17 protein-coding genes and 3 pseudogenes are annotated in these 19,989 nt (G+C 32.5%); 11 read left to right on the top strand and 9 right to left on the bottom strand.

Annotation, left to right across the window (positions count from 1 at the left end):
• The 9 genes and pseudogenes from P700755_RS06445 to P700755_RS18665 all read left to right on the top strand — a co-directional run.
• Entirely contained in the window at positions 1–696 is a 696-nt protein-coding gene (locus P700755_RS06445; RefSeq protein ID WP_015023924.1) for an ABC-2 transporter permease, read from the top strand.
• Entirely contained in the window at positions 693–1,334 is a 642-nt protein-coding gene (locus tag P700755_RS06440) for an ABC-2 transporter permease (protein ID WP_015023923.1), read from the top strand. The genes P700755_RS06445 and P700755_RS06440 overlap by 4 nt, the downstream gene beginning before the upstream one ends.
• A gap of 77 nt (positions 1,335–1,411) precedes the next feature.
• Positions 1,412–1,735 carry a YbjQ family protein gene (locus P700755_RS06435; RefSeq protein ID WP_015023922.1) on the top strand — a complete coding sequence of 108 codons (324 nt, stop codon included), beginning with the start codon at positions 1,412–1,414 and terminating at the stop codon, positions 1,733–1,735.
• A gap of 55 nt (positions 1,736–1,790) precedes the next feature.
• Positions 1,791–2,678, top strand: coding sequence for an ABC transporter ATP-binding protein (locus P700755_RS06430; protein ID WP_015023921.1), 888 nt, complete (start codon positions 1,791–1,793; stop codon positions 2,676–2,678).
• Between the two features lie 36 nt (positions 2,679–2,714).
• Positions 2,715–3,698, top strand: a complete 984-nt coding sequence (locus P700755_RS06425; protein WP_041758182.1) for an ABC transporter permease — start codon at positions 2,715–2,717, stop codon at positions 3,696–3,698.
• 32 nt (positions 3,699–3,730) lie between these two features.
• Positions 3,731–4,762, top strand: a complete 1,032-nt coding sequence (locus P700755_RS18670) for an IS1595-like element ISPto1 family transposase (protein ID WP_015022784.1) — start codon at positions 3,731–3,733, stop codon at positions 4,760–4,762.
• Between the two features lie 70 nt (positions 4,763–4,832).
• Entirely contained in the window at positions 4,833–7,481 is a 2,649-nt protein-coding gene (locus P700755_RS06420) for a M1 family metallopeptidase (protein WP_015023920.1), read from the top strand.
• A 612-nt stretch (positions 7,482–8,093) separates the two neighbouring features.
• Positions 8,094–9,713, top strand: coding sequence for a class I SAM-dependent methyltransferase (locus P700755_RS06415; RefSeq protein WP_015023919.1), 1,620 nt, complete (start codon positions 8,094–8,096; stop codon positions 9,711–9,713).
• A 369-nt stretch (positions 9,714–10,082) separates the two neighbouring features.
• A pseudogene (locus tag P700755_RS18665) lies at positions 10,083–10,633 on the top strand (transposase); the annotation flags it as partial.
• Positions 10,634–10,665: 32 nt separating this feature from the next.
• Here the strand turns inward: P700755_RS18665 and P700755_RS06400 are convergent.
• The 6 genes from P700755_RS06400 to P700755_RS06375 all read right to left on the bottom strand — a co-directional run bounded on the left by P700755_RS06400 (position 10,666) and on the right by P700755_RS06375 (position 14,551).
• Positions 10,666–11,592: a restriction endonuclease gene (locus P700755_RS06400; protein ID WP_015023918.1), complete on the bottom strand. Its 927-nt coding sequence runs from the start codon at positions 11,590–11,592 to the stop codon at positions 10,666–10,668.
• Positions 11,593–11,664: 72 nt separating this feature from the next.
• The gene (locus tag P700755_RS06395; RefSeq protein ID WP_041758180.1) at positions 11,665–12,327 is read right to left on the bottom strand and encodes a hypothetical protein; all 663 of its coding nucleotides are present in this window, start codon (positions 12,325–12,327) and stop codon (positions 11,665–11,667) included.
• Between the two features lie 4 nt (positions 12,328–12,331).
• Entirely contained in the window at positions 12,332–12,574 is a 243-nt protein-coding gene (locus P700755_RS06390) for a hypothetical protein (protein ID WP_041758179.1), read from the bottom strand.
• Positions 12,575–12,689: 115 nt separating this feature from the next.
• Positions 12,690–12,947: a hypothetical protein gene (locus P700755_RS06385; RefSeq protein WP_041758177.1), complete on the bottom strand. Its 258-nt coding sequence runs from the start codon at positions 12,945–12,947 to the stop codon at positions 12,690–12,692.
• A gap of 209 nt (positions 12,948–13,156) precedes the next feature.
• On the bottom strand, positions 13,157–13,945 hold the full coding sequence (locus P700755_RS06380; RefSeq protein WP_015023916.1) for a hypothetical protein: 789 nt from the start codon (positions 13,943–13,945) through the stop codon (positions 13,157–13,159).
• Between the two features lie 75 nt (positions 13,946–14,020).
• Positions 14,021–14,551, bottom strand: coding sequence for a hypothetical protein (locus P700755_RS06375; protein WP_015023915.1), 531 nt, complete (start codon positions 14,549–14,551; stop codon positions 14,021–14,023).
• 602 nt (positions 14,552–15,153) lie between these two features.
• Here P700755_RS06375 and P700755_RS06370 point away from each other — a divergent pair.
• Positions 15,154–16,146: pseudogene (locus tag P700755_RS06370) on the top strand (IS4-like element ISPto2 family transposase); the annotation flags it as partial.
• A 69-nt stretch (positions 16,147–16,215) separates the two neighbouring features.
• On the opposite strand, the gene P700755_RS06365 reads toward P700755_RS06370, so the two are convergent.
• The 3 genes from P700755_RS06365 to P700755_RS06355 form a co-directional block, all read right to left on the bottom strand.
• Positions 16,216–17,133, bottom strand: coding sequence for an MBL fold metallo-hydrolase (locus tag P700755_RS06365; RefSeq protein ID WP_015023913.1), 918 nt, complete (start codon positions 17,131–17,133; stop codon positions 16,216–16,218).
• Positions 17,134–17,296: 163 nt separating this feature from the next.
• A complete protein-coding gene (locus tag P700755_RS06360; RefSeq protein WP_015023912.1) occupies positions 17,297–18,625 on the bottom strand; it encodes a TRAFs-binding domain-containing protein in 1,329 nt (442 codons plus the stop codon).
• Positions 18,622–19,014 (bottom strand): TIR domain-containing protein, encoded by a 393-nt coding sequence (locus P700755_RS06355; RefSeq protein ID WP_015023911.1) that lies wholly within the window; start codon positions 19,012–19,014, stop codon positions 18,622–18,624. The genes P700755_RS06360 and P700755_RS06355 overlap by 4 nt, the downstream gene beginning before the upstream one ends.
• A gap of 527 nt (positions 19,015–19,541) precedes the next feature.
• On the opposite strand from P700755_RS06355, the pseudogene P700755_RS21220 reads away from it, so the two are divergent.
• Positions 19,542–19,848 (top strand): annotated as a pseudogene (locus P700755_RS21220) (IS91 family transposase); the annotation flags it as partial.
• Between the last annotated feature and the right edge of the window lie 141 nt (positions 19,849–19,989).

Here is a 19,989-nt window from a genome sequence, read left to right as displayed (position 1 = left end):
ATGCTACAGCTAATCCTTAAAGATTTTCGGGCAAATTGGTTATATCAATTAGTTAGTTTAGCAATCCTTTTTTGCATAAGCCTGTTGTTTATATACCATATGATTGAAGAAAATGGTAGCGCAGATCCTGAGCTGGTCATTTATTTTGTTGTAGTACTATTGAGCAGTAGTGCTGTATCCTTAGTGTTTATGATGATTGATGAAATGTACAAAATGAATGAATTTTGTATCAGTCTGCCAGTCACAAGAAATCAGATTGTAGTAGCCAAGTATACAAGCTCTATTGTGCAATTGGCACTTGCATTAGTTCTACATTTTCTTGGCGTCCAAGTTGTGGTGTATTTCCATGGAGGATTAGGAAATCCTGAATTGGAAATCATCAATAACCCAATCATATGGATATCTGCATTTATGATACTATTACTGTTCAAAAGCTACTCGTACCCGATTTACTTTAAGTTTGGTTTGATGAAAGGAGTTGCTATTCATAGTGTATTACAGTTTATTCTATTCGTGATTTTTGTAGTATTAATGGCCAACTACAACCATTCATGGAATGGGTATCCAGAAGGAATATCTTGGATATTAAATCAAAATAAGTGGGCCTTATTAATTGTAGTTACAGCTTTCACTATCTTGATGATGAAAGGGTCAACAGTTTTATCTACCAAAATTTTTAAAAAGAAAGATATATGAACCTTCAAATAATTTTAAAGCTGGTTTCAAGAGATTTTAGGGTATACCGTACACGTATATTAGGAGTTTCTCTTATGGCATTGACCATGGGAATGTTTATGATTTTCATCAATACCAACTTGTCACGAATGTTTACCTCAGGGGTTACCTCCTTTATCATTCTTACGGTAATTGTACCGTTTTTGCCTGAACTTAAAAATAAGGCAGTAAGAAATCATACAGCTAGTTTACCCCTTACAAGAAAAGAGATGGTGATCGCTCGATTTCTAATTTCTATAGCTATTATAACGATCAATTTATTGATATATATTATTGTTTATCATCTGTTATTGACTAGTCTAGATGCCGACCCAAAGTATGCATTGAGCATAGACATAATTGTTTTTGCTTGGATGAATCTGTTGATTGGCCTGGCTCTTTTTTACTTTGCCTATTTTCGTTTCAGCTTTATGGTAGCTATGGGGTTTTATCTCTTTTCGATATTATTTCCCCAGCTTCTTCAAACGATATTACAACGTACTATGGGTTTTGTCATTGAAGATTTTAACCAGCCTCTTGGCCTATCTATAATAGCGCTGACTCTATTTTCATTTTCATTTTTCCATTCAATAGCACATTTCCGAAAGAAGGATCTATAAAAGGTGATTAAACACAAAAAATTGGTCTGCTATTGGCGAAGCCTTGTCTAAAAATTTAAACCTATACATTTAAAATTATGATTATTTCAACAACAGATAAAATATCAAATAAAGAGATTACTACAATACTAGGTATTGCAAAAAGGAGTACCGTAAGAGCGAAACACCTTGGGCAGGACATTTTCTCAGGACTAAAAAGTATAGTGGGAGGAGAACTTGAAGCCTATACATCTTTGCTAAATGAAGCGCGCGAACAAGCTATAGATAGAATGATCATATATGCGCAAAGAAAAGGAGCCGATGCCATTGTCAATGTACGATTGACAACGTCATCTGTAATGGACACAGCATCGGAAATTCTTGCTTATGGAACTGCGGTGAAACTAACTACTCTAAAGTAGTAATTATTAGCGCCTTCTCTATTTATAATAGTCATCAATATAAAAACGAATACTCATGGAATTAGTCATTAATAACTTATCAAAAACCTATAAAAATGGAGTAAAAGCCATTGACGATATAAACCTTAAAATTGGTTCGGGAATGTTTGGACTTTTAGGGCCAAATGGTGCGGGAAAATCATCCCTAATGAGAACCATTGCAACCTTGCAAAGCCCTGATGCTGGATCAATAACTTTTGGAGATATTAATGTTTTAAAAGAGCATCTATCTCTACGGAAAATATTAGGCTATTTGCCCCAATCATTTGGTGTCTATCCAAAAATGTCTGCGGAAGCTTTACTGGATTATTTTGCAACTTTAAAAGGAGTCAGTTCGAAATTAGACAGGCAAAAATTAGTAAAAGAAGTACTAGAAATCACCAATCTGTATGACGTGCGTAAAAAGTATGTTGCAGGCTATTCAGGAGGGATGAAACAACGTTTTGGTATCGCACAGCTGCTATTAAACAATCCAAAGTTAATAATTGTAGATGAACCTACAGCCGGATTAGACCCTGCGGAAAGACATCGGTTTTTAAACATATTGCGTGAAATTGGCACCAATAGCACCGTTATTTTCTCTACGCATATTGTTGAAGATGTTAAAGAGCTGTGCAATGAAATGGCCATTTTAAATGGTGGAAGAATTCTAAAACATACGACTCCTGAAAAAGCTACTGATGAAATTAGAGGTCAGATTTGGACAAAAATTATTGAACGTGATGAATTAGAGAAAATAGAAACGATGTACAATGTCTTATCCTCAAATTATAATCAAGATAATACCCTCAATGTAAGAGTATATGCTTCAGAAAAACCGGGTGACGATTTTAAAGAATCTGAGCCACAGTTAGATGACGTATATTTTATGGCATTGAAGCAAGATGAACTCATTCTTGATTAATCCAACTATTTTTTCTTAATACTTTAAAATAAGACCATGTTCTCTACAATTTTCAAATACGAATTAAACTACTGGTTTAAAAAGCCTTCATTTTATATTTACTTAACTATATTTTTTATTGCTTCAATAGGAATAGCCTCAGGTATTGCTGGGTTTTTCAATAATCTTGATGTCACTAGCAGTCTACCAAAATTGGTAAATTCTCCACTAGGTGTTTATAACATATACAACACATTAACAGTATTAATATTCTTTTTATTCCCTTCTATAATCGGTGTAACCATTTATAAGGATTTTAAGAGTGAAATGCATGAACTTTTATATTCGTATCCATTTACGAAGGCTAATTATTTATTTGCGAAATTTTTTAGTGGTATCGCCATTGTTACAAGCATCGTTTTCATAATTGGTATTGGAATAATCATAGGGTTTAATCTACCTGGCATTGATCCAGATCTAGTTGGGGCTTTTAATTTTATGACCTATTTGAAAACCTATCTAGTGTATTTACTTCCTAATATTTTATTGTATGGTGCTATTGTATTTGCGGTTGTATCGTACACAAGAAATATTACAGCAGGTTTTATTGCCTTTATAGTGCTTTTAATATTGCAAATTATAATGGCGACCTTGCTAACAAATCCAAATTATGAATCCTTTTCTGCATTGTTAAACCCAACTGGAGCATCTGCAGTTAATTATTATACAAAATATTGGACAGTGGCAGAGCAAAATAATTTGGATTTGCCATTTGAAGGATTCATTATTTATAACAGACTGCTATGGTTAATGGTTGCTACTTTAGTTTTTGGGATATCTTTCAGGTTTTTTTCTTTTAGTCAGCAACCTGTATTCTTTTCATTTAAAAGAAAACTAAAAGGAAAGAGGTCAACTAAAAGTAATTTCGGCAGTCTTACCAAAGTGGAATTATCAGAAGTAAAACTAAATTTTTCTTTTATTCATAACCTTAAAACAACATGGAAGCTATCTAATGTCAATTTTAAAAAAATAAGGCTCTAGTTTAATACAGCTATTATATGTATATTTAGATTATGAACATAGATAATCTAAAAGAGGAAATACTATCACTATCCACTCTAGATCGTGATAATCTGTTAAAGGATATTACAGATTCACTTGAGCATAATCAATTGGTTGAGCGGGCTTCCCGTCGCCATATTTTAGATAATAAAATGGGCGGATGCCCACATTGTTTACATGAAAAATATGTTCGTTTTGGAGTTGACAAAGGCTCGCAGCGCTATAAGTGCAAGTCTTGCAATAGAAGCTTTACTGAATATACTGGCACTTGGATGGCGGGACTTCAAAGAAAGGATATGATTTCATCTTATTTAAGTCTTATGGTTCAAGAAAAAAGTTTAGATAAAATAAGTTCAGAATTAGGCATCAATAAAAAGACAGCCTTTGATTGGCGTCATAAGATATTAGCTTCATTCGATACTAAAAATGACGATGACCAAGACAACTTTACAGGTATTACAGAGAGTGACGAAACCTTTTTCCTAAGATCAGAAAAAGGTATGGAGGTAAAAGATAGGGAATCAAGAAAAAGAGGCGGTAAGTCTAAAAAGAGAGGTATAAGTAAAGATCAAGTTGCGGTAATTGTAACACAGGATAGAAAATCAACATTAGACCTTAGCGTGGCTAAACTCGGTCGAATAGGAAAAGTAGATATAGAAAATGCTATCGGTAAACGTGTTATAAAGGATATAACCATATTGTGTAGCGATGCCCATCACAGTTATAAAGGGTTTGCCAAAGATAGCGAAACAGAGTTCCACATCGTAAATGCATCAAAAGGAGAAAGAGTAAAAGGAAAGTATCACATACAACACGTTAATTCTACTCACAATAGAGTTAAAAAATGGATTGAAAATACCTTTTGGGGAGTATCAACAAAATATCTACAACAATATATGAATTGGTATCGAATAAAGGAAAATATAAAGTCTAGAAGCGATAGAGCCAACGCCTTTGTGGAAGAAACAATTGCTCTAGGTACATTGAAACGGTATAATCAAATCGAATCTAGATATGAAAACTTAATATCAACGCAGACCTAAACTAGAGCCATACATTACTAAAAGTATTTCTTTTAGCGCTATCCTAATTATCGGAATAATTGTTTTGTTGATGGAATATATAGGCTCTGGGAGTTTTCGCGGTACTTTTAGATATCCAACGACTTGGAAAATGCTGGAATATAGCGAGGGGTACATGTTAGCCATCATAATCTGTACATTCTTATATGCAGGAATACTTAATCATAGAACTAAAACCGCTACTATTAATGAACTTGTTGACTCAACACCAGTTCCAAAATGGACTTTGTTGGTATCTAAGTTATTGGCCTTATTAAAAATGCAATTAGTAATGCTAGCAGTTATTATGATTGTGGGGATTTCTTATCAAATGTACAAGGGTTACACTCATTTCGAATTGTTACATTATGTTTTTGACTTATTTGTCTTAAATTTCAGTTACTATATGTTGTGGGCATTTTTAGCCATGTTCGTGCAAACATTAGTAAGAAACCTTTACATCGGATTATTTTTATTAATCATATCCTTTCTAATCCTAAGCACACCATTAACAAACTTAATAGGTATTGAACAATCTGTTTTTAAGTATACTGCAGGATCTTGGTATAGTTATTCAGATATGAATGGATATGGGGATTATCTATCGCGTTATTTTATATATAGAGTCTATTGGCTATTGGCAGGCATGCTTCTTTTAATTATAACAGGGTTATTTTTGGTGAGAGGATTACCACATTCTTTTCGTCAAAGGGTATCCATTGCAAAATTTCGCTTTAAGCGAAAAACTATGATAGGGTTTGGGTTACTTCTCATAGGATTTTTAAGTATGGGATCTCGCATTTATTATGAGAACAATACGCTTAACACAACGGGTTCAGAAATAGAGCAATTTGAACACAATGTACAATGGGAGAAAAGGTATCAAAAGTATCAAGCCTATAAACAGCCAAGAATTGTTTCTGTAAATGTAAATTTCAATATTTTTCCTAAGACATTAAATTTTGACCTTGTTGGTACATATACTCTGGTAAACAAGTCGGAAGTAGCAATAGATAGTGTCTTCTTGAAATATAAAGATTACCCAAGTACTTTTAAGTTTAATAGACCGCATACCCTTGTTTCTAAAGATACAGAGCATAGGTTTGATATTTATCAATTAAAAGAATCTCTACAGCCTGGGGATAGTTTGGAATTACGTTTTACAATTAAAAACAAGCCAAACACTATGTTGCATGGTAATCCTCTTGTTCTTGGAAATGGCACATACATTTCCAAATCAAAATTATTGCCAACGATTGGTTATCGTCATTCAAGTATAAAAGATTCCACTATTAGAAGACAAAAAGGATTGACTCCTATCGACATTATGAGACACCCTTCAGATACAACTGCATTAGGAAACAATATGATTTCCAACGATGCAGATTGGATAGATTTTGAAGCGACTATAAGTACAGCGAAAGATCAAATAGCCATTGCCCCAGGATATTTGCAAAAAGAATGGTTTGAAGGTGAACGTCGTTATTTTCATTATAAAATGGACAGTAAGATACTAAACATCTATTCCTTTAATTCAGGAAGATATGAGATCAAAAAAGATACTTGGAATGGAGTTAACTTAGAAATATACTATCATAAAGGCCATGAATATAACTTGGATCGAATGATGGCTGGAATGAAAGCTTCACTAGAGTACAATTCTACAAATTTTGGTACCTACCAACATAAGCAAGTTCGAATCATTGAATATCCAGCTACAATAGCTGGTGGCGCCAGTGCATTTGCCAATACCATTCCATTTTCCGAAAGCCATGGATTTATAGCTGATGTGGTTGATACTGAGGAAGGAGGAATCGATTACCCTTTTGCAGTGACAGTACATGAAGTGGCACACCAATGGTGGGCACATCAAGTGATGGGAGCCTATGTGTTAGGAGCGAGAGTGCTTACGGAAAGTATATCTGATTATGTGAGACTAAAGGCGTTGGAGCAACGATATGGAAAATCGGAGATGCGCCAATTCTTAAAGTATGCCCTGGATCATTATTTGTCTGAAAGAGGTGATGAAATTTCTGGTGAATCTCCGTTGATGTATAACACAGGTCAGCATTATATAAACTATTCCAAAGGAGCCTTAGTTTTTTATGCTTTGAGTGATTATATAGGGGAAGAAAACGTGAATAGCGCATTACGTAAGTTAGTAGAAAAAAATAAGTTTCAAGGCCCTCCTTATACCACTTCAATAGAATTGGTTGACTATATAAGAGAAGTTACGCCAGACTCGCTACAGTACGTTATTAAAGACATGTTCGAGACCATTACCCTTTATGAAAACAATGTAGTTGATTATAAAACTACAAAATTAGACAATGGAACCTATCGAGTAGATATAGAATTCAATGTTAGTAAGTATAGAAGTGATGCAAAAGGAAAGAAAACTTTTAGTGATGACAGCATCCAATCTTTAACGTATCAAACTAATTCTGGCGGCCAGATAAGTTCACTCCCATTAGCCGATTATATTGATATCGGTATTTTTGGAGAAGAAGAAATTGATGGTGAAAAGAAGGATGTCGAATTGTATTTACAAAAGCACAAAATTACGGCGATACACAATACAGTTACCATTATTGTAAATCAGAAACCAACCGAAGTAGGAGTAGACCCTTATAGTAAGTTAATCGATACGGATTCTGATAATAATAGAAAGAATAGTGATGAGGTTAAAAATATTTTTTGATAAATACATGTAAAAGAATAGGATATAAAGGATGATAATACATTGATTATGTAGGAATCACACTTTTGTATTTAAATAAAAACCGAGTAATTACTAAATATGTGATTCTGCTAAATTGCTTTTAATGATGAATCATCCACTGGATAATCCCTAATTGAAAATATACTATACTGCGTGGTGCCCGTCACGCATTTTTAATGCGGGATTACTTTGCTTTACTCATGCTTTACTATTTTGGGTATTTATGAAACTCGATTTGGTTAAAAGTGAAAGCTGTTAGTGCAGTTTTTTTAATTTATTCTAAAAGTTTCTTCTACTCTGTTGAAGAAACCGCTTGCGGTTCACGAACTCCTATTCTATTAAATAGAAGTGGTGCGAGTAAACACGATTTTTACGAAGCGACAATGTGTATGGCTTGAATTTAAATGGATTCATATATAAAAAATTAGGATTTTCCTTCAAAACAATTCCTACAAAATTTACTCTAAAATATTGATACATATAATTGAACTCAAAATATAATTAACCAACCTAGTGCTATAACAGCTAATAATAGTATGATTCAAACAAATTATACGCTAGCTTTATACTTTATAAATAAATAGCAACTTTATGATTTCTAAAGAAAAGTCAGTTTTATTACGCAGCAAATTGTTTCGTCATCTTGATGGCATTGTTATTACCCCAACTGCTTATTCCTTAAAAAAACACGGTATTATAGAGTATCTATTATTGCATAAAAAGGTAGACCTTACAACATTAGCTGCAAAATTCAATGCAAATGAAGGGTATTTAAATGTTGCTTTAAGAGGTTTGTGCTCACAAGGCTGGTTAAATCAACATGTGGATAATCAGAAAAACAACATCACTTTTGAAATAAATGATACATCAGAAATCGCTTTTAATCATTTTTTCCTCTACGAAGAAGCTCTAGATCTTTTGCATCTGTCTGAAAATTATCATCCTATAAAATTTATGATGGCTCCTTTTTTGAAGCTGGAAAGTATTTATAAAAAACATAAAAAAAACTTCGGATTTGAGTTGTCAGAGAACAAATTAAAGAGAACGATACAAGAACAGATTCTTACTCACATCGAAGGAATTATTGTGGGGCCAACCATTGTTCATTTAGGAATCAGCGGGATGTTTCACAAGTATTTTATGGAAACTAGGTTTAAACCTGAAGAATTTCATCAGAATCACATAAACTTTGAACGATTTCTCGATATTTTAGCTGATTTTGGTTGGTTTAATATTATCAATGACTCTTATGAATTTACTGAATATGGATTGTTTTTTGCGAAAAGAGCAAGTGCTTATGGCGTGACCGTTTCTTACATTCCAACACTCAGAAAATTGGACGATCTTATCTTTGGAAACCCATTAGTGCTTAAAAAATCTGTCAATGAAAAAGAAGAAAAACACGTTGATAGAGAAATGAATGTTTGGGGAAGTGGCGGTGCACATGCCGCCTACTTTAAAGTGGTTGATGAAATTGTTATTGATCTTTTCAATAAACCAATTCAAGAACAACCTAATGGAATTCTAGATTTAGGATGTGGAAATGGCGCCTTTCTAAAGCATTTATTTACTGTTATCGAAAATCAAACCTATCGAGGTACTGTCTTAGAAGAACACCCCTTAAAAATAATTGGTGTAGATTATAATGAAGCTGCTTTAAAGGCATCTAGAGCAAATTTAATTCAGGCGGACATATGGGCAAAGATTATTTGGGGAGATATTGGAGACCCCGATCTTTTGGCTCAAGATTTACAGGAAAAATATGATATTGATTTAAAAAATTTACTTAATGTACGTACTTTTTTAGATCATAATAGAATTTGGAAAACCCCTGCTGAAAACAAAAACTTAAGAGTGAGTTCTTCATCCGGCGCCTATACTTTTGAAGGCAAAAGATTAGACAATAATTTAGTTTCAGAATCTTTAAAACAACATATTAAAAAATGGACTCCGTATGTTCAAAAATTTGGTTTATTGCTGATTGAGCTGCACACGGTAAACCCCGAGCTTATTGCGAAAAATATTGGCAAAACAGCGGCAACAGCTTATGATTTAACACATGGGTATTCAGACCAGTATATCCTTGAAGTTGATGAGTTTGAAAAAGTGATTCGAGAAGCTGGGTTAAGCTCAGAAGAATACGGAATTAGAAAATTTCCAAACTCAGATTTGGCCACTGTTTCAATAGGCTTATTTAAATCGAATCCATAGACACACAACTTGTGAATACCTAAATTTTGGTTACATCCACAGTAACAATATATTCCCTGATTAAAATATACTATACTAGTTTGAGTGGCGACTTTCCCGCATTTATACTGCAGGATTACTTGAGCCTTACTCAGGCGTTATAATTTTTGGGTATCTATGAATCTCGGAATTCGATTTGGTAAAAGCGAAAGTTGTTATTACAGTTTCTCTGAAAAATTTATTTTAAAAGTTTCTTTTTATAATGTGAATGAAAACCCCCAAGGAGCTCATGATCTTTTATTTTTCAAAGAAATGAGTGTAGGCAAATACGTTTTGCCTGAAGCTAGCCTGTCCTGAGTTAATCCAAGGTATAGGAGGGAAGCGTAATGTATGTGGAATGGTAACACAAAGGATGAGATGGAATGTCTTCAAATCACCAGAGCACTATCTGTATATACAAAGCAGAGCACCATGTTAAAAAACAAATTACATGGAGAAGCTGTTTTGGGAGAGCCAAGTAAAGCAGTTGTAAGGTCCTTAAAACGGAGTTTAACACAACTTAAAAAAGAGATGAAAACCTTAGAGGATAAGTTGTTAGTTTTAGTAAAACAATCACATCAAGACCTATTAACTCGTTTAAAAACTAGTCCAGGTGTTATACCTAAAACATCAATTATGTTAGTGGTTTTAACAGGTGGTTTTGATCGGTTTACAAGTGCAGCAGAACTATGCAGTTATGCTGGTCTAACACCAGTGATTAGGCAAAGTGGTAGCAGTGTAAAAGACCAACCTCGAATTAGTAAAATGGGCAATCAAAAACTTCGTAATTTATTATTTATGTGCAGGTACAACAAGGCTTGTAGAGATCTTTACGAGCGGATAGTAGCCAAAGGAAAGAGTAGAAACTAGCATTAATTGCGGTCTGCAATACCCTCTTAAAATAAGCCTTTGCCATTGCAAAATCAGGGTTGATTTATGATAAAGAATATAAAAACAAGTGAAAAATTAATAAGTTTTTACTTGTTTTTAGCCACAGTACTTTGTTGTGTGTTGTTTTTTTTGAATGTTTAACTTTTATAGGGAGTGTTTTGGAAATCATTTGCTTTAATTTATTGAAATTTACACTTTCTCTATTATTCTCGGACAATAACACTCCAAAGAAAATAAAATTTGGGTATTCAATGGCACATGCATATTCAGGAGATATGTAATTTTCAATTATGGTCTTACGTGTTGTTAATTTCTTTCCATTAACTTCCACATTCTCAATATTAGACTCTAAAACATTTGAACTTTCTGAAAGCAATTCTATTTGATTTTCAAATAATTTTACAACTGTTAACTTATCTTCTTTGGTATTCCATATGTTAAAGTAGATTAATTCTTTTTCGGCAAACGCTTTGTCGAAATCAAACCCTTTTCTGTAACTTAAAGCTAAACTTCCAAACATCTGTCTTCCATCAATCACCCAACCAAAAGCAGGAGATAATAATACTGCGTGATTTCCAGCATAAGGAATAGCGCAATATCCTTGATAGTTTTTTAATTGCTCTAATGTCAATATGTCAAGTAAAATTTGACTTGGGTCATTTTCGGCTCGATAATATGCAAGTTTAGTATATCCGTGTGGTGTTACGAGAATACCCTCATCTGCGTTTACGTCATTTGACATTCCAATAAAATCTTCTACACTTTTTACATCAATTTTTTTTGAATAATATTTAGCGTCAATTAAAATTAGATGTTCTTTACCTTTTATATTTTGTTTTACAAGGACGTCACATTGTCTAGTGCCTTTGGAATACTTTCCTAATATTTTACTATTAAATATGCAAACAGCATTTGGAAAACTGTCTTTTATATTTTCAAATACATATTTTTCATATTCTTGCCAATTCATTTTCTGCAGAAATTTTTTAATAACCCATAACGGCAAGCCTATGCTTTATGAGCTATTGTTAGCAAATGTTGTTTAGCCATGCTTTAATATAAAAGGATACTTATTGAAAAATTCAACTAGAAAATTCATATGTTTCATACTGTAAACAGCCATATTCATATCTTCAAATTTAAAATAGCGATCAACTATTCCAGTGGAATAATGCTGAATCCAATATGCTAACATTGTTTTTTCGCCTGAAGACAACCAGTTAATATCAAATTTCTTTTTGTTCTCAAAAATGAACGAGCTACTTTCATTCCAATAGTCATCATATTTTAAAAGTTCTGAGTCAAAAACATAGCCCCAGACACTCCTCAATAACTGAGACCTATTGTATTGAGAATATTTTATCGAAAGTTCATTTTTAAATTGACTCAAAATACCTTGAATTAACTCAATAGTTTCAATAATGTAATCGTTACTAATTTCAAGTTGTTTTCTTATTCTGTTGGGTTCACATTTAGTAATTCGGATATACTTCTTGTCTATTTTCAAATTATTGTGAACAAGTATATTACGACGTTCTTTCTTTTCAATTAAACCTTTATTATCAAACTTAATTTTATTCGAATCGATTCCTAATAATTTAAATGTCCGAGACATTATTTCATTAACACTTTCATAAGTGTATTTTTGAATAAAATCATCAATAATAAATTCTATAACATCGGATGCAAAAACAGTGTCTATCACATATTTACTTTCCAGTTACTTGACCATCTGTTATCTCACTTGGGAAGGCTATTAAATATCGTTTTAAACATTCTGTAATTGATGATTCAAAAAGAGATATTAAATAAACAAACGTTCCTTTTAATATATATTCCTCTTTATCAAAAGAATTAAGCTTAGAATAAATTGAACCAAGTTCTTTTAATGCAATTTCAATTGTTTCAATTAAATCATCAAATAGTAAAAGTGTAGGTTTAGTTTCTCGCATGTGTTCTTTTCAATGTTTACTAACGGTTTAGCTATGAGCAATAGCGACCCGTAGGGCGATATTGCTTATAGGTTTTGTTGTGCAACGTTTTTTCATTTTATGTCCTTTTAGGTTTTTACAAAATTGTCAGTTTGTCAACGGTGTCTCCGTTGATGATTGTCGTGTGTTTTGGGTCATTGTCACTGTCCCTGTATGCCACAGAGTAGTTTTTTTCAATGAACCGCCATTGATTTTTTCGTCTTAGGTCGTCAAAGTCACCAACGAGATTCTCGAAGAACCCAACTTTGAAAGAGCTGTCAACAAAGTCCACCCGAACAGAATCGTATGTGATTGGATGTTCAAGTAAAAACTGGTCGATGTCTTGTTGTTTCATAATTGTCTGCTTTTAATTTTGCCAACGTCTCGGTTATGGTTAATTCGGGAATTAAAAATAATAAACTTCCGATTAAGCAATTAGCCAAAACTTTTTATTTTGTTTTATCTTTTTATTTTAAAGCCAAATTTAAAAATTTGGCGGTTTTTGTAAAGATAAATAAATCTTTACTATCTGTGTTTTATGCACGTTATTGGAAGTAGGCCTTTTTATGAGTCAAATAATGTACTTATAGAACCAAATTTTGGAAAATAATTACCATTTTGATCATAATAAGTTAAAAACGCTAATGGTACATAACTTAGTGGCAGATCAGGTGAATTTGTTTTAAAATATTCGTGGTAAATTTCAAGTTGTTCATTTCCTCCCCAGATTACAGGAACCAAATGAATATTCCAGTTGTCAATTAAATTCTTTTTTTTGTCAGTTATTTTTTTTTCTAATCTGCCGTTGATGAATCTTCTAATACTATTTGCATTATTTTCAACCTTTTTAGGATTTATTTGAATGTTTATAACCTCAATCAACACTCTCATTTTCGGATCTTGAATCGTCATATCAAAGTCAATCGATTTACCATTTGGCAAATTTTTTTCAACTTCTAACAAAATAAAATTGTTGGTTCTTTTTAATTGATATAATGCTGAAAGTTCACCTAAATAATTTAGATATTTTGAGTCGAATGAAACGAGTAAATTCTTAATTGTTCTAAGTATTAACTTCTTTTCTTCTTGATTTAATAGCAATTTTAATTGATAGAATAATTTGTTATAAAAGTCAATCATTCCTATATAATCGGAATCACCTTTTTTTATAGATATAATTTGGTCAAAAATTGAAGCTTCGATTACAATTGAATCTCCATTTTTCTTAGAAACTCTTTGATTAATTTTTCGATTAAACTTTTTCTCAACATCGTCCCATGGAAATTTTTCTTCTCCGATAAAGTTAATGAGCTCTGGGATATAATTTAAAAGATTGTATTTGACTAAATTCATTTTTAGGGCTTACTGCCAACGTTAAGAGTATGAAATGGCTTTTTTGCTGTTTTATATTCAGTGTTAGGTGTTTCTTTATTCTTTATAAATTTCAAGTTCAATTGGACTACGAGTTCTAATCACATTGACACCCCAAGTTGTGGAGTCTTTTGTGATGATATAAAATTTAGCTCCTTTGTTAAATTCGATTGATTTTTTCATAAAATTAGGAACTATTCTATTTTCAGAAACGCTCAAAACTCCATCGAATTGAATATTCCACCCATCTTTTTGAATCAAGACTTTCCCATTAAATATTGATGCAGGTCTTTGAGAATCAAACTTTACATTCATTAAAGTGGAATCATCGTTAAAAGTCAGCTCATAAAAACCACTATCCATTGAATTTGATGAAGGAACAATATCAGAATTGAATTTTATTAGTAGAACAACTATTACGAACGAAGCAATTCCATAAATAAAACCTGCTGGGGCACTTATTTTAAAGCCCTTAATATCAAGGCTTGAGTCAGATTTGTCGTTCCCAAGTTTTTGAATGCTATGAATGATCGCATATCCGCCTGTTGCAGCAAAAAAAAGACCAATGAATATGATGAAAACTGTCATTCTAATTTAATTACATGTAACATCTATATAAACCCTATTCAAATCTTTATTATAGGTATATATCTATTTAGGATGTTATTTTATTTTCATCTAAGCTAACACTTTCATATATATTATCCAACGGTCTTTGTATTCATCACTAAAACTCTAGTATAAATTTCTGCCGCTTTGGAGCTATTATGACCTAAAGCAGTCCAGATATGTCTTAAGCTTGTTCCCCGTTCCATAAAAGCGTGATCTCCATAAAAAGTACCTTATTTAGATAAGCAACTGAATAAAAAGGGATGCAAAGCATTCTAAAAACAACCTTCTCCTCGTGTAAGGATCTTGCCAACTCATCGAATTCCCCTCTTACCAGCAATCCCAGATCAGTCAACAAATCATATAGCTTTGGCCTATCGGCAAGCCATATGCTTAGTTATTATGCCTCGTATTTCATTTAATAATTTCAAAGTATAAATCATTTATGTCTTCTGTTACTTGAATTGGAATATTTTTATTCCCATTTAAATCTGCAATTACAGTTGTTGAAGGATGACCATAAGTATTATTCAGTCCTACTGATATTGGACAAAAATAATTTTTATCAGATATATCAGTCGATTTCCCAAAGCCCTGCTCGTTCTACAATGAGCGATGGCAATAAAAAGCGTGACTGGCAGGTGTTTGAGAGCTTGTATTATCGTTTATTAAGTCACTATAAATCGGTGCTAAAACAGCATCATAACACCCATATTATAGAAGAGATTAAGGGCAAGGTAGTTAAACTAATAGATAGCTCAACGATTTCCTTGTGTCTGGCTATGTTTGATTGGGCAGAGTTTCGGACAGCTAAAGGAGGTATTAAATTGCACACTAGCTGGGATTATAATTTAATGATACCTGATGTAGTAAATATAACAGAAGCAAAGGTTCATGACAGATATGGATTAAAGCAACTGATTTTCCCTAAAGACACTATTATAGTTGAAGACAGAGCTTATTTCGATTTTGAATTAATGCTCAATAGAATAAAAGCAGAAAATGTATTTGTTACTAGAATTAAGTCCAACACTTTGTATGAAACGATAGAGGAGCTGGAGCTTGCTGATGATGTTGACCAACATATTCTTAAAGATGAAATAATACAACTTACATCAGGTAGGGCGATAGAAACGGGTATTTCAAAGCATAAACTAAGATTGGTACATGTTTATAAAGAAGATGAAAACAAAGTAATTGCCATTATTACCAACCAACTTGATTGGGAATACAATACCATTGCAGCATTATATAAGAAACGTTGGGATATTGAATTGTTTTTTAAAGCTTTAAAACAAAACCTACAAGTAAAAACCTTCTGGGGAACCAGTGAGAATGCAGTAAAATCGCAAATATATGTAGCGCTGATAAATTATCTACTTTTAGAGCTTATAAAGCGAACTATTTCCAAAAAAGCAGTTGCTTTTTCTAATTTGTCAGAAAAAGTGAGATTTTGCTTATATCACTACTTATCACTAGACTATGTGTGCAATGAAGTCAGAGAAGGTGTTCGTAAAGTGACAATTTCACCACAAAAAGTATTAGTGTTAGAGAGGGACTTATTTTCTGGGTAAAGTGAGCTTTTTAATGTAAACATTGGGGTAGAAACATGTTTCTTACTTCTTTCTAAAAACTTTCGGATGCTAGTGAGTCGATTTATAAGTTTTTATATCTCCGTGATGAGGAATTTGAATTGTACCAACTAAATTCCAATATTTTCTATAAACAATGTTTATTCTAACCTTATTTAAGTCGCCATCTCCAGTATAAACACAAGAAACTCTATTGTTATGTTCTCTCAAAATTGAAAATGGAAAAGGAATTGGACAAAAAGGTTTTATATGTCTTTGAATAGATAAGTTATTGTTTTTTTGTTCTAATGGTCCAGAATATAAAAACATTGAATTTTGGTTTATTTTACCACTTAATTTGTTATGAATTAAACGTAATTTTGTTCTATTTGCAATTGAATATGATAAATCCTTTTTTAATTTGGATACATCGATTGAATGCTCTTTTAATAGGTCTAATAATTCTTGGTTCCTTGTTTTATATTCATAATTATATGGAATAAAAATCCAATTAGAACCTTTGCTAATTTTAGTTCCGCTTTCTATGGATTGATTATTTTCAAGAGTTTCTTGTTCTAAATTTAAATCATTGTTTGTTTCTTCGTTTTCTGAAGGCTGTACATAAATTATTTTGGTGTTTTCTCCAAAAAACTGATTAGGTTCGGTAATTAACGGAACAATGCTATTGTCTATATTTCTATAGAAATTCGATAACAAGAGTATTTCCTCCGGATTTAATAGAGGTAAGACTACCATTTTTATGTTAGCACAATGATTTTTGAGAACTTCAATTCTATTAACGTGGTCGCTGTCAAAATGTGAAATGAATAGAATGTCTATTACATCTTCTTTTTTGAAACTTTGCTTTACTAACATTTCAGATTGTTTGGTTTTTTTCCAATTTCCACAGTCAAAAACGACATTAAAATTTTCGTGTCTTTCAGAGTAAAATGCTCCTTGTCCAATAGGATGAAATATTCTTTTAATCATTTATTTGGGTTGTTTTTGTATATATTGCACAACGTTAAGTATATGGTTTTTTGGCGGTTTTTGGAGCACCAAACTTTCAATTTTAGATGAATTTACTTAATGCTATAAACTTGATTATTGACACTTACTAGCCATAAACTACATACATTGTTATATGCAGATATTAGTTTTCACCTGCTTTTATTAATTCGTTATATATATCTTCTATCCATTTAGTTTTATATCCCCTCTTTTGCCTTACTTCAATAATTAATTTGATATTGTTAGCAGTAGTTTTTGGTTCCCATTTTTCTCTTATAAATGTAACAGCATTTTCAAGAGAATTTATTGCATTCTCAGAGTCATTGGATAAAATATTCAGTTCTAGTAATGTAGCATGATCCCAATAATCTGAGTGTTTTGTTGAAATTCTTCTTTCAACAGAATATAGTACAACAGGTAATAATTTAGATTGACGTTTATCTAAAGGCTCTGTCATTTCCATAAGCGTTACAGCATTAATTCCTGGGTAAGCATCACGCCAGTCGGATTGGAAGCCCTCCAAGTAACATTTAATTGATTTTTTTAAAAAGCCTCTTGCCCTGACATTTTCTCCTTTTTCTTCGTGTTTTTTCCATAAATCCTTATAAACTCTACCAAGAATGCCATTTGTTTCACTACTTATACCGTATTTTTTAATTACCTCACTAAGAATAGATTCTGCCTTTTCGTGATTTCCAAGACGATTATAAGCAAATCCTATTTGTTCTTGAACTAAAACCACTTGAGCCAAAATAGGGGTCATTTTATTAGCTAAATTTATCATTGAAGTCCAATCTTCTACTGACCGATATGAAAGAAATAAATCAATAATAATTGCAGGGTCAACATCAATTATACTACCCAACTCAGCTTCAATAGAAGATATCGCTTTTTTATCAATTTTTCGAGCACTTTCTAGTTTCTCCTTATATAAATTAGAATATTCGATTGAATCTCTAAAAGTATCCGTCTTTAAACTAGCGATTTCCATTCTTGGCATATCAGAAATTAATTGATAGACCGGACTATCGTCAATTGGTGTTCTACAATCATCCAATCGTTTCGTAATGTTTGCAATAGCATCATCAATATCCAATGGCAATCCATTCTCATCAATTTTATAGGGTAATCCTCTTAAAGGGGCGACATCAAAAGGTAGCCGCATACCTTCCGCAAACGTGAGTATTGTGCTATGCGGACGGATTCCATGACGTACACCTAACTCATAAAAGACATTAGCGTTAGCAGTCGTTAAATCTGCAATTGCATAGTCACATAGCATCAATCGCTCGAACATTGGTTTATGGATTATTCCACCCACAATCTCTTCATCTGCTCTTATCGGAGTTAAACCAGCATTGACTACAGCAGGGTTTATTATCTTCTTATATATTTCATCAAACTCTACCGTCTTTCCACCTTCATCCGTTTTAGTTCCAAACGGCATTAATATAAAACAGTAAGGTTTCATTTTGTCGCCAATTCTTGTAAACGTTCTTCACTCCATGAATAGAGAAAAATACCATTATCCTCTAGAACTTTGGGAGTCTTACCATTTGTTTCTTTTAATCTAATCGCATAAACAGGTTTGTTATTTTCTAATGTCATGTTGACTTCTTTTTTCACCCATTTACTTCTATGCGTCTTTTCTCCAACAAATACAATAGTTCTAGAAGTTCCTGTCATTGCTTTAGTGATTGCTTGTTTAATAACTGCATCATCTTCAGTGTCCCATCTTTTTAAAAGATCTTTCACTCTGAAATTTAAATTTGTATACTTCGAATTGACGGCTCTCCCTTTAATTGTTAGAACTACTCCTCTATCAGGTTCTGTAAAACTGAAAAATACTACGTTTGGCATAATTTAAAAGTTAATACTCGTCTTTATGTGCCCCAACATCCGTATAAACCCTATTCAAAACTTCATTATAGGGTATATATCTATTTAGGACATTATTTTATTTCATGTAAGCTAACACTTTCATATATATTATCCAACAGACATTGTATTCATCGCTAAAACTCTAGTTTAAATTTCTGCCGCTTTGGAGCTATATAACATAAAGCAGCACGGATATGTCTTAAGATTGTTCCCCGTTCCATAGGGTATAATGTGTGTGGGATGCTCCAAGGCTTAGTCTTGGTGTTTTTAAAGCTTTGCGAGATACCTTGATCTTTAGATGCTTTGTTATTTTAAGCTATAAATTAATTATGTCTTGGTCACCTAAATTAGTTAAAACAGACATTTTAAAACTATTTTTTAATCATTTAAAGGCATTTAACCGTTAAGAACGGATAGCCTAAAGTTATGTCCTCGTAGAGCTGTTGTAAAAATAAATGTAAACTTTGCTTAGTAGTCCGTCGACTGATGATTGCTGTAAGATTATTAAAAAAACCACACTAACACTCTCCACTAAAGAGTTTATACAGCATTTTCCAACTTCATATTCTTTCCAAAGGCATTACGGGTCTTGAGTAGCAGTTGGAAAAAAGAGAAGTTACCGTTATTACAATTGCAATTAAGAGATAAAAACTTGGCACACATCATAACCTTTGCCGCTCAAGAGAAATCCTTACATCGCTGTTGTCCTGTCTGTAAAAGCAAACCTTGATCACACTTTTCACCTTTAACAGTCGCGTTCCACCAAAGGGTTACAAACAAATTATAAAGGATACATTAGAATGCAAAAATTAAAAATAGTTCTAAAAAGAGCCTTAGCAGAATATTGTCTAAACTGAAGGAAAATGATAAAAAACAGCAGATTCTCACACAAAAAAAGCATGATCTCACTAAAAAACACCTTATTTAAATAAGCAACTGAATAAAAAGGGATGC

The organism is Psychroflexus torquis ATCC 700755, from assembly GCF_000153485.2.
Lineage (GTDB): Bacteria > Bacteroidota > Bacteroidia > Flavobacteriales > Flavobacteriaceae > Psychroflexus > Psychroflexus torquis.
Note: the sequence above shows the minus strand (reverse complement) of the source record. Positions and strands in the feature narration are given on the sequence as shown.